General features: G+C 47.6%; 10 protein-coding genes. 1 reads left to right on the top strand and 9 read right to left on the bottom strand.

The genetic code is table 11. From position 1 onward, the window contains the following. Positions 1–80: 80 nt before the first annotated feature. Entirely contained in the window at positions 81–1,220 is a 1,140-nt protein-coding gene (gene alr / locus OCV59_RS05470) for an alanine racemase (protein WP_147593488.1), read from the top strand. A gap of 996 nt (positions 1,221–2,216) precedes the next feature. On the opposite strand, the gene OCV59_RS05475 is transcribed toward alr, so the two are convergent. The 9 genes from OCV59_RS05475 to OCV59_RS05515 form a co-directional block, all read right to left on the bottom strand. After that, positions 2,217–2,834: an ABC transporter ATP-binding protein gene (locus tag OCV59_RS05475; protein WP_147593489.1), complete on the bottom strand. Its 618-nt coding sequence runs from the start codon at positions 2,832–2,834 to the stop codon at positions 2,217–2,219. Next, entirely contained in the window at positions 2,824–3,780 is a 957-nt protein-coding gene (locus OCV59_RS05480; RefSeq protein ID WP_147593577.1) for an ATP-binding cassette domain-containing protein, read from the bottom strand. Before OCV59_RS05480 ends, OCV59_RS05475 begins: the two co-directional genes overlap by 11 nt. Positions 3,781–3,892: 112 nt before the next feature. After that, the gene (locus OCV59_RS05485; RefSeq protein ID WP_394803002.1) at positions 3,893–4,771 is read right to left on the bottom strand and encodes an ABC transporter permease; all 879 of its coding nucleotides are present in this window, start codon (positions 4,769–4,771) and stop codon (positions 3,893–3,895) included. Beyond that, positions 4,764–5,747 (bottom strand): ABC transporter permease, encoded by a 984-nt coding sequence (locus OCV59_RS05490; protein WP_147593579.1) that lies wholly within the window; start codon positions 5,745–5,747, stop codon positions 4,764–4,766. Before OCV59_RS05490 ends, OCV59_RS05485 begins: the two co-directional genes overlap by 8 nt. 92 nt (positions 5,748–5,839) lie before the next feature. Then, positions 5,840–7,453, bottom strand: a complete 1,614-nt coding sequence (locus tag OCV59_RS05495; protein ID WP_147593490.1) for an ABC transporter substrate-binding protein — start codon at positions 7,451–7,453, stop codon at positions 5,840–5,842. A 478-nt stretch (positions 7,454–7,931) separates the two neighbouring features. Next, entirely contained in the window at positions 7,932–9,578 is a 1,647-nt protein-coding gene (locus OCV59_RS05500) for a SulP family inorganic anion transporter (protein ID WP_147593491.1), read from the bottom strand. Positions 9,579–9,759: 181 nt separating this feature from the next. Then, on the bottom strand, positions 9,760–10,485 hold the full coding sequence (locus tag OCV59_RS05505; RefSeq protein WP_262584137.1) for a SprT-like domain-containing protein: 726 nt from the start codon (positions 10,483–10,485) through the stop codon (positions 9,760–9,762). Positions 10,486–10,536: 51 nt separating this feature from the next. Then, positions 10,537–11,478 carry a ParB/RepB/Spo0J family partition protein gene (locus OCV59_RS05510; protein WP_147593493.1) on the bottom strand — a complete coding sequence of 314 codons (942 nt, stop codon included), beginning with the start codon at positions 11,476–11,478 and terminating at the stop codon, positions 10,537–10,539. Further along, positions 11,479–12,252: a ParA family protein gene (locus tag OCV59_RS05515; RefSeq protein ID WP_147593494.1), complete on the bottom strand. Its 774-nt coding sequence runs from the start codon at positions 12,250–12,252 to the stop codon at positions 11,479–11,481. Positions 12,253–12,286: the final 34 nt, after the last annotated feature.

Here is a 12,286-nt window from a genome sequence, read left to right on the forward strand (position 1 = left end):
TATGAAGCACCGCAGGGGTGTAACCTGATGTCGACCTATGGTCGACAAACATATGAAAGGAGTGGAGGTTTTTCCAGAGGATGTATAAAGATGCGATCAGAGCCGCATGGGCGGAAATCAATATTACGAATCTTGACTACAATATTAAACAGATAAAAGACAAAGTCGGACCGGGAAAAAAAATAACAGGCATAATAAAGGCTGATGCTTATGGTCACGGCGCGATAAAAGTTGCTACGGTACTGAGGGCAAACGGTATCGAATCTTTTGGTGTCGCGACTCTGTCTGAAGCTGTGCGCCTGCGAAAGGCCGGCTTTATCCTCGAAGAAATCACCGTTCTGGGGCTGACTCCGGATCCTTACATAGATACGATCATCGAATACAGGCTTACGCCGGTAGTCTGCGACTACGAAAATGCTGAAGCTATATCAAGAGCAGCAGCCAAGGCAAACATCATAATCAACGGATATCTGGCAATAGACACCGGAATGGGGCGTATCGGATACGATACTGACAATTCATCATCGATCGATGATATCAGGATGATCATGAACCTGCCGAATTTCAGGATCGCTGGGCTCTTTTCACACTTTGCGGCGGCAGATTCGCTCGACAAGACGTATACTACAGTACAGGAACAGCGATTCATGGTCTTTTACAAAAAGCTGCTGAATGCCGGTATCCCGATACCGTGCAGGACACTTGCAAACAGTGCTGCGATCATGGAAGTGGCGTCTTCGCATTATGAAATGGTCCGCCCGGGCATTATCATGTACGGCTGCTATCCGTCTGCGGAGGTCGACAGGAGCCAGATCGATCTGCGCCCGGTGATGTCGATAAAAGCGAATATCGTTCAGCTGAAAAAAGTTCCCGCAGGAAACTCGATCAGCTACGGCCGAAAATTCACGACACGCCAGGACAGTCTCATCGCAACCATCCCGATCGGATATTCCGATGGTCTCCCAAGACCGTACTCGACAAAAGGAAAAGTCATCGTAAATGGTGTCTTTGCACCGATCGCAGGAACCATCTGCATGGATCAGTGCATGATCGACGTGACTCACGTGCCTTATCCGAGGCTCAGCGATGAAGTCACGATCATGGGTAAGGACGGCATCTACGAGATCAGTGCCGAAGACATTGCAAAAGCAACAAATACCATAAACTACGAAGTGCTGTGCGCATTCGGCCAGAGGCTTCCGAAGGTTTATGTGTATTAGATAATACTGGACAGTACATGATAAATGTGCTGACAAATCGGATAAATACAGAAGAAGAGAAGTTGTTTCACTGCATATTTTCATATTTAGACTTTTTGCCTTTTTCCCGGAGAGCCGAAGACGATCTACTCGGAAAAACGGACAGCGTAGCCGAAGGCACAGGAGTGAACGCAGTGAGCGCTGGAGCTCCGCCAATTTCTCTATTAGAATTGACTATGTGAAAACCCCTGCGTCAAACGTGGGGTTTTCTTTCTACAATAAGAGAGGATCTATAGCTGAACTGCTATGCTTCCTCTCTTTTTATTATCGTATAGATATCAGGTGATCATATGTTGCCGGAGCTGGGTATGCCTTTTGCGTGATCGTGTATCGTTATTAAGCGAAATTCTCAAAACCTTGCAAATACTGCATCCCAGCATTCATCAGTTACAACTTCTTTATTTTCTGCGGCGGCAGACCAGTCGCTTTCGTGATAGTCTCAAGATCCATTTTCATCTCAAGCATCCTCAAGCGTATCGTTCTCCTGCATGGATCATCGATTACCAAAAATATACCTTCAGGCTGTCTTCTTTGGTAAAATCCCTGAAAAATCATGCCTTTCAAGGAAGGCGATTACCAAGAATCAAAATCTGCTCATGATTATTTGGTAAAATCTTTCGTGAAATATGGCTTTTTATACGTTTAAAATACCAAAAATCAATGATCGCTTCCTGGTTCTTGGTATTCGACATCAGAAAAAGAGCCGGAAAGCTGCCATTTTTACCAACAACAGCTATCCGGCAAATGATTTTTGGTTTTAACCCTGTAAGGCATGACAAGACATAAATGTATGATGAAACGAGAGGTGCGAGTCAATGCCAGGAGTGCAGGATTAGACAGACAAGTAGTGCGCACACGCAGAGCGTATGCTATTTCACTTCGCTGCCGCGTTCCGGGATCAGTCTGAGAAGAGCTTTATCTCTCCCGGTTCCGGCACACTGCCATCCTGCAGTCCGTTTATCTCAAACCATTTATATCAGGCAAGCTCACGATACGGCTGCATACCTTTTCCGCAAGAGCCATGTTATGCGTCACCACCGCCATCCCGAGATCGCGTTCATGCGCCCTTTCCAGCAGCAGCTCCCAGATCTGCGCCTGCGTTATCACATCCAGCATCGTCGTGATCTCATCGCAGACAAGGAATCGCGTCTGCGGACCGAGCACCCTGGCGATACAGAAACGCTGCAGCTCACCGCCCGAAAGCTCAGACGGCCAGCGCTTCAGCCATTCACTTTCGATGCCCATTTCCTTGAGCAATTCCTCATCGGGCTCCCAGCACTCTTTCAGCGTCCGCTCCATCTTCCACCGTGGGTTCACCGCCTGCTCCGGATGCTGATATATCAGCTGCACCGGCGAATAACCGCGCGTCGGCAGCGGCTTTCCATCCAACAGCACCTGCCCTTCCGTCGGCTCGAGATAACCCGCCAGGATCTTGGAAAGCGTGCTCTTTCCGCACCCGGACGGACCGGTCAGAGCCACTCGCTCCCCGGCATCCAGCGTGAGATCCACATTTTTCAGGATCCACGGGCTTTTGCGATCGTATCTGAAACTTATATTCTCCGCTCTAAGTTGCATGGATGCACCTCACTTCCCCGCCTCTCAACCGGCGCATTTCTATCTCTCCGCAGCACTCCGCGGTCCTGCATGTACATCTCGGTGCAAAGAGGCAGCCTTCCGGAAGCTCACCGGCATATGGCTGAGACCCGGATATCGGCTTGAAGCCATTCTGCGGCAGTGCCTCTATAAAGGCCCTGCTGTACGGATGCCTGAGCGCGTCACCGCCGCCCTTGAAATCCGCTGCCGGGCAGATTTCTACGGTAGTCCCCGCATAAAATACTGCGATCCTGTCTGCGACGTTCAGCGCCAGATCGATATCATGTGTTATCAGCAGCACCCCGCAGCCCTGATCTGCCAGCTCGCGGAAATTCCTGAGCGTTTCCATCGCCATCTCAAGATCGAGTCCCGGAGTCGGTTCGTCTGCGATTATCAGCTTTGCGTTTTCCATCACTGCAGTCGATATCAGCACACGCCTCGCCATGCCTCCCGAAAGCTGGAACGGATACATATCCTCTGCTTCCTTCGCCAGACCGTATCTGCTGAATGCACGTTTGACCTTTTCCATAGTACCGCGCACACCTTTGACCTGCCTGCCTACTTTCATCAGCGGATCGAGAAAATCCACAGACTGCGGGATGAACACGATCTCTCTGCCGCGCAGATCCGCTTTCCTCTCAGTAGACAGCGGCTTTCCATCAAACTCCATCGTACCGCTCATACTGCTGTTTTCCGGCAGTATCCCCAGCACCGAATGTGCCAGCAGGCTTTTGCCGGAACCACTTGAGCCGACCACTGCCATGATCTCGCCGGGATACACCTCGACATCAAGTGAATGTATCACCTCAAGGTCCGCCTTATTCCAGCCGCGGTCATAACGGCTGAATGAAATGGTCAAATCCTTTATGTCGAGGATCGGCTGCTGATCCGCACAGCCGTCGCACTCAAATGTTTCACGCTCTGACATCCCGTTTTTTATATCGAATTCTGTTTTTTTGATTTCTTCTTTTTCTGTGATCATTTTTCCTGCCTTTTCATTTTCTCCGGACTTGCACATCTGTATATCCATATGCAAAACCTCACTGTTCGCTGCTGCCAGGGTTCATCAGCATCCTGAGCTTTTCCCCGATAACGTCAAAAAGCATCACCGCTATCAGCAGGATCAGCCCCGGGAACAGGCACAGCCACCATTTCCCCGTAACGATATGCTTCATTGCTTCTGACAATATGCCCCCGATCGCCGGAGTCGATGCAGAAAACCCGAAGCCCAGGAACGTGAGCGACGCCTCATGCATTATCGCATGCGGGAAAAGCAGTATGAGCCCGGTCAGATACACAGGCATCACGTGCGGTACTACGTGATCCTTTGCTACTTTGAATTTCGAATGTCCCATCTTCTGTGCAGCTTTGACATACTGTGTATTTTTCACCTGCAGCACTTCAGCTCTGACAAGCCTCGTCAATTCTGTCCAGTGCGTCACCGCTACTGCAAACGCTACTCCCAGTCCTCCGCGTCCCATCATATATGAGATCAGCATCAGTAGTACCAGATGCGGCAGTCCCATACAGCAGTCCACAAGCCAGTTTATCGTGCGGTCGACCACGCCGCCCGCTACCGCGGCAACTATACCGAGTATCAGCGCTATTATCGAACTGACCGCCGATGCTGCCAGTCCTATAATTATGCTATTGGAAAGTCCCTTGATACTTCTCCAGAACATGTCGCGCCCCATGAAATCCGTACCGAACGGATGCGCCAGCGAAGGCGCCAGGAACTTGTCTTCATAATGCACCCCGTAAAGAGCCGGATCCATCAGCAGTCCTGCGATCAGCACCGCCAGCAGATATACCGCCGCCAGAGTGATATATATGATCATTTTTTTCTTAGTATTCAGTTTCGGCTGCCGGAGTCTCGGCGCTGCCGCTGTCATCTGCATATTATTCTGCACACTATGCATGGTAGCCTCCCTCCTTCAGTCTCGGATCCACTATCCCGTAAAGAATATTTGCTATAAAATTACCTGCAAACACGAATATCGCACTGAATACTGCAAGTGCTATCAGAAGCGGCACATCGGCATTGAGTGCCGCAGCCGTGACTGCACTGCCGATCCCGGGGTATGAAAACACTGTCTCTGCCAGAGCTATACCTCCGAAAAGCTCGCTAAACGATGCAAACTGCAGCGTTATCGCAGGCATCGCGATATTCCTCAGCGCATGTCTCATGATCAGCTCTTTCATCGACTCCCCCCGTGCCTTTGCAAAGAGGATATAGTCACTGTGCATGATCTCTATGAGCTTCTGTCTCGTGTAAAGCGTTATCTTGCTGGTTCCCAGGATGCTCAGGGTCACAGCCGGCAGTATCATGTGATAGATCCTGTCCCATATCGTCACGTCTGCCGCCAGCTTGTCGACCGGCGCCGCCTGCCCGATCGGAAACCAGCCCAGTATTATCGAAAACACAGTCAGCATCAGCAGTCCGAACCAGAACACCGGTGCAGACTGCAGTATCAGACAAAATGCTTTGACACACCGGTCGAATACACTGCTCTTTTTCACTGCTGCCAGGATCCCGGCTGCAAACCCGATGATTCCTGACAGCGCCCATGCCATCAGTATCAAAGCAAGTGAATATTTGAATCTGTCCGCGATCACCTTCGATACCGGCATGTTGTATGTTATAGATGTGCCTAGATCACCGTGAAGCGCATGATCAGCCCATGTCAGGAATCTTTCGACAGGAGGATCATTGAGCCCCCAGTATTCGGCTACTTCCTGCTTCGCTTCTTCTGACAGCGTAGATTCCGCGCCTACATACGCCTTGAGAGGATCTATCGGCGAGAATGCTATAAGCATGAATGCCAGGATACTGACAGCTATCATAAGTGTCAGCATCCTGGCTGTTGTAGAACAGATATATTTTATCCGGTTCATTTTTTTTCCTTTCTCCATCAGCTGATATACTGCTGCAAGGCTGCCTCATTCATGATGATACAGCCCTGCCTTTACCGCAGTATAGCAGTAATTTATCTCTTCAGTGTCCAGTCATTCATATTGTTTATGATCGGTGCTCCATGTCCATGCGGATGTGGTATCTGTGTGTCGACCGAAATATCAAGATCGTCGCTCACGAAATAACTATGTTCTATATTTACGATGTAAAGGTATGCATAGTCATCAGCAGCTGCACTCTGAACTTCTTTCCAGGCTGCTGTTGCATCAGCTTTGTTATTTGCGTTCAGCGCAGTATTTATCAGCTTATCTACTTCACTGTCTGAATATCTTACAGTATTTGATGTTCCGTTTCCTGTGAAAGCATCTGTATAGAACAGGTTTTTAAGAACTATAGGGTCAAACTGTCCCCAGCCCCATACGACTCCGCATGATGCCGCTGAAGTTGTAAGCTCGTCCCATGTCTGCTGATCTACGTCTATCTTTATGCCAAGCGCTTCCGCTTCTTCTGCTACCGCTGTTGCCAGCTGATATCTTGTGGTATCTCCACTCGGCGCCAGCACTGTAAATTCGCATTTCTTTCCATTTTTTTCGTATATGCCGTCTTTGCCTTTGCTCCATCCTGCAGCTTCCATGATCTGCGCAGCCTTTTCCGTCTGTCCGTCTTCATATGATGGAGGGTTTCCCCACTCGAGGTTCGTCGTAAAACCTTCCGCAGGTTTTCCTATACCGTTCAGTGCGTTGTCTATTATCTTCTGTCGGTCGATGCCTATGGAAAGTGCCTCTCTTACGGCTTTGTCTGCAGTGACGTCATTGCCGGCTTTTATCTTCTGTCCGTCTTTCGTCGTATATTCAGTTTCTGATGTGACCGGCAGACTTATCTGTCTTACATCCATCGTCTCCAGATTCTCTATATGCATGCCTTTTACATCTTCATCGGCATAGCTCGGATTTACCATAACTACATCGAGCTCGCCGGATTTTGCATTTGCGATCGCTGTGTCTTCTTCCATGTTGAGCATCGTTACTCTCGGTATCGATGGTACTCCGCCGTAATAATCGTCGTTCGCATCGACTATTATCTTCTGTGCGGTATCGTACTGCACGATTTTCCACGGTCCTGTACCTACCGGCTCTGTATCGAATGTCTCGCTGTCATAGCTGTCTGACGGTACTATCCCCAGGCATACAGTCTGATCGAGGAATGATGAATACGGCTCACTAAGCGTGAATACTACCGTGTGATCGTCCGCGGCCTCTACTGAAGCCATCCTGCTGAGATCTACATTTTCATTATTGCCCTGGTTTTTCTTTACTTCATTATATGTAAATACCACGTCCTCTGCTGTAAAATCAGATCCATCGTGGAAAGTCACGCCTTCACGGAGCTTGAAAGTATATGTGAGTGCATCATCGCTCACTTCCCATTCAGTCGCCAGATCTCCGGTGTATGTTGATTCCGGCGTAACCTTCGTAAGGGCATTGTTTGTGAACGGATATCCATATGACATCGCTCCCTTTACAGGGTCAAGACTGCTGTCGAATATCGTTCCTCCGATGTATACTGAGATACCGTCATCCGATGATCCTGAAGAACTGCCGCATCCCGCGAATATCTCGAGTGCGCCGACAGTCATCACTGCTGCAGCCAGCAAGCATGCTGCTCTTTTCAATAACCTTTTTTTCATAATCATACTTCTCCTTCTTCCTTCATCTGAGAACATCCCGCGGCACTGTATATCCGCATATTTACCGCGAAAAAAATCCAGGTCGGTATATGCGGCTGTTTCTTTTAGCTCGTATGCCTTCCTGGACAAATATTCTCTGATATTTAGTTTGTAGTCTATGACATTCTGATTTTGATTTTCATTCAGTCAGTCAGCCAAATGCCAATAGATAATATCATATGACATTTACTGTACTCGTATTATTGCCTTTTCGTAAACTTTTAGATCTGATATTTTCTGTAATGTCTGATCCTGCACCCTTCTGAGTACTTATGATACTTCATGTATCGTTTTGATTCTATCATCTGCACCGCATCACTGTCAATCTGTTTTGATTTACTATCATGCTATGTTTAACTTACTTTTACGAGTATCGGGATCATTTTAGATCTTTTTTTCATATGCTTTTCTCATTATCATGCGTTTTCAGGATTTTTGCCTACATGTGCTCTTTCTGCGCCACGATGATCGCTTCTTCAGCGCTGTCGAATATGTATTCCTCGCCGATCAGATCGATCAGTCCGCCCTTTCGCATTTCCTCGAGGACCTTAGGCTGCACACTCGTCAGATATACTTCGGTACCGTGTCCCTCGAGCTCCTTTACAAGATCGATCATTCCCTGTATACCTGAAAGGTCTATGACCGGAACTCCTCTCATCGACAGGATCAGCCCCTCTGTCACTCCCTCCTGCTCCTGCAGCTTTTTCGTGAGCTTGTCGACTACCGCAAAGAATATCGCACCTGTAAGGTATGCGACTCTGACCTTGCCTGATATCCTCGGCAGATGGATGCCCGCTTCCTCAAGTCTCTCCGAATCTATCTCGCTGATGTTGATTTCTATATCCGTAAGCTTTATCAGGATCAGTATCACTGAAACTGCAACGCCTATTACGATCGCCTGCGTGAGGTCGAGCACTACTGTAGCGGCCATCGTAACGAGGAACTTGATCATTCCTGATTTGAACTTGTGGCTGAATATGAACTTTATGTTAGTCCAGTCGTTCATCCTCCATGCGGTCACGATCAGAACTCCGGCCAGTGCTGAAAGCGGGATAACTGACATGACCGGCGCCAGCACGAACATGGAAAGCAGCAGTATTCCGGCATGTATAACGCCTGTGAGTCTCGTCTCGCATCCTGCCTTTATCGCAACGCTCGTTCTTGCTATCGCAGCCGTCGCAGGCACGCCTCCAAAGAACGGTATCACTATATTGCCTATTCCCTGTGCGATCAGTTCTCTGTCAGCATTGAGCTCTTCCTTCTTCATTTTTCCTGCAGATGCACCGCAGAGCAGACTCTCTATCATACCCAGCGCAGCTATCGAAAGCGCGGGAACGAACAGATCCCAGAACTTTGCAAAATCTATCCCTGAGATCGACAGTCTCTCATCCAGGAACAGTGACTTGGGTATGTCCCCTACCATCGCCACATCCAGCTTGAGAAAATAATTTGCTATCAGTACGATTATGAGCGCCGCCAGCGATGACGGCATTTTGTCATTGAGTTTTTTCGGCCAGATCACCATTATGATGATCACTGCCAGTCCGATGCACATAGTCGGTATATCGGGATGAAAACCCTGTGTGAAATAAGATATGAATTTCGTGATCGCCAGACTTCCGTGCGACGTCACGCCGAAGAAATTATCGAGCTGTCCAAGTGCGATGATGATCGCGATGCCCGATGTGAACCCGGTTATTACCGATGACGGTATGTAATATATCATCCTTCCGAGCTTCAGTATCCCGGCTAATATAAGTATGATCCCGGCAAAAAAACATGCTGTCAGTATTCCCTGCATCCCGTATTTCGCTGCGAGCGTTACCAGTATCGCGGTCATTGCCCCTGTCGGTCCGGATATCTGAAACGACGCTCCCGAAAAGATGCTGATGATGATGCCTCCTATGATGGCCGTTACCAGACCTGCGGCTGCGGTCGCCCCCGAGCTGACACCAAACGCCAGTGCAAGCGGCAGTGCAACGGCTGCAACGGTGATGCCTGCCATCAGGTCCTTCGAAAATCGTTTGCCGTTATAGCCCTTAAACTCATTTCTGATATCGGTCACATAGTCTTTTAATAAATTCATGATTCCTCCATTTGTATTTTGTAACACTCTCTATATCCATTATATGACATATATATTATTATTCAAGGGTCTAAAGTATTACTAGTTTGCTGAGTTTAGCATTCTAACTATTCTTATCAGGAAAGTATCATGTATCTATTTGGGCTGTTCTATGACTTGTTTTAAGCTGTTTTAGGTTATTTTAAGTTTTCTTCATGCAAAGATCTGCAGTTCTGCGGATCTCGAAGACCGTCAGTCTGCCGCCGCAGCGGCATCTGTAGGCTTTCGGTTTCTTTACGACAGCGCTGCAGCGCTGTCTGGGATATTCCCTGCCGCATTTCCTGCATCTGATGATGTATTTTATTGCGCCGGTTGAAGAGCTGCCCTGCCTGCCGACAAATCCCCACACATCAACAGTATCCGACCGATCAGCGCTCCCCGACCCGCCGGCAGTTCCTTCGCTTCCGGAATATTCTCCGCTTCTGCCCTCATCAGCGATCCCCATTTCCTCATTAGATGAAGTGCGCTTTATATTATATCCATATGCTGAATTCATCATAGCGGCATATTCTTTCCACATATTGCCATGATTATAACAGCCTTTGCAGGTATGGAGTATCTCATGAGCCAGAACTCCCCTTATTTTCTCAGGATCACAGCCCAGTATGAACTCACTTACCTCTATATGATATACTCCATTCTTCAGCCTGCAGCATCCGTATCTCTTTTTCGGACGAGAGTTTATCTCAACCTGTTCACATATATCAGCAGGCACAGGAATATTTATATCCTGTGCCTGCTTTATCACTTCTTTAAGATTTCTATTTAATTCTGTCTGATCCATATCGTTTATGATTTTATTCCGATCTGATCTGCTGCCATTCGCATACCGATAACTGCATCCGCACTCATATCTGCTATGTTTCATACGTTCCATATCTTTCATATTTTACATATGTTTCACATGAAACAATCTCTTCTAACTGAGTGTCTTCAACAGTTCTATCAGTCTTTCAAGATCTTCTCTGCTGTAAAATTCTATCTCTATTTTGCCTTTTTTGCCCTTCTGATTGAGGTTTACTTTTGTTCCCAGAACTTCTTTCAGGTCTTCCTCAACACGAATGACATCTGCATTCTTTGACTTTACACGCGGCTTTGGTTTCGCAGAATCCTTGTTCTGCTTTGCCAGCTTCTCTATCTCTCTGACGGAAAGTCCCTGCTTTACTGCAATATCTGCGAGCGCTATCTGATGCGCTTCATCCGCTATAGCAGCAAGTGCTCTCGCATGCCCCGACGAAAGATCACCGTTTATCACATACTGCTTCACCTTGTCTGCTATCTTCAGAAGCCTCAGGCTGTTCGCTATATACGGCCTGCTCTTGCCAAGGCTCTTTGACACCTGCTCCTGAGTGAGACCATAAGTCTCCATCATCTGGCTTATACCCTCTGCCTCTTCTATCGGATTGAGATCCTCACGCTGCATGTTTTCGATGATAGCCAGAAGCATGTTTTCCTCATCAGTAAGCTCTCTGATGATGCACGGCAGCTCCTTTATGCCTATCAGTCTGGCAGCTCTCCATCTTCTCTCACCTGCCACTATCTCATAGCCTTTGCTTACCTTTCTCAGTACGACAGGCTGTATGAGACCGTGCTCTTCTATCGAAGATGCCAGTTCCTGCAGCTTCTCTTCATCAAATATCTTTCTCGGCTGGGTTGAATTCGGTTTGATATCATTTATATCTATATACGCTATACCGCCTGATGATACTTCTTTGTCTTCGACCTTTGCTTCTGCTTCCTCTGCCTTAACCTGATTCTCTTCTTCCTTTTTATCTGTTTTAGCTCTCAAGGTCACTTCTGCATCGCCGAAAAGTGCATCAAGGCCCTTTCCCAGACCTCGCTGTTTTTTCGGTGCCGCCATCTATTCTTCCTCCTCGCCGCTCAAAAATTCGTCTGCAAATTCCATATATGCTATCGCACCTGATGATTTAGGATCATACTGTATTACAGGCATACCATAGCTCGGCGCTTCTGCCAGCCTTACGTTTCTAGGTATCACTGTAGTATATACCTTTTCTCTGAAGTATTTCTTGACCTCTTCAACCACCTGCACCGAAAGATTCGTACGTCCGTCAAACATGCTCAGGATAACTCCCTGGATCTCGAGCTCAGGATTCATATTCCTCTTTACGATATCGATAGTGCTCATCAGCTGACTGACTCCTTCGAGTGCATAGAATTCGCACTGGATCGGTATCAGCACTGAATCGACTGCTGTAAGCGAATTTATCGTCAGTATTCCGAGCGAAGGCGGACAGTCTATAAATATGTAATCATATTTAGGCTTCAATATATCTATTGCCCTTTTCAGTCTCTTTTCGCGACCTGCCAGCTCTATAAGCTCGACTTCAGCGCCCGCCAGCTGCACACTTGCAGGCATTATGTCGAGATTTTCGATCCCTGTCGGCAGTATAGCCTCCTCAGGATGGTATTTATCTTCGATAAGAATCTCATGGGTAGTGATTTCAAGGTCTTTTTTTGAAATTCCCACTCCACTTGTCGTATTTCCCTGCGGATCTATGTCCAGTATGAGAACACGTTTTCCCTTTATAGCCAGGCATGCTGCCAGATTTATATTGGTAGTAGTCTTTCCGACTCCTCCTTTTTGATTAAATATAGCTATAGCTTTACCCAATTTATTCCTCCTTGATACATTCTGTATATCTGCT

Origin of the sequence: Brotomerdimonas butyrica, assembly GCF_025567305.1 — a bacterium.
Lineage (GTDB): Bacteria > Bacillota > Clostridia > Peptostreptococcales > Anaerovoracaceae > Lentihominibacter > Lentihominibacter butyricus.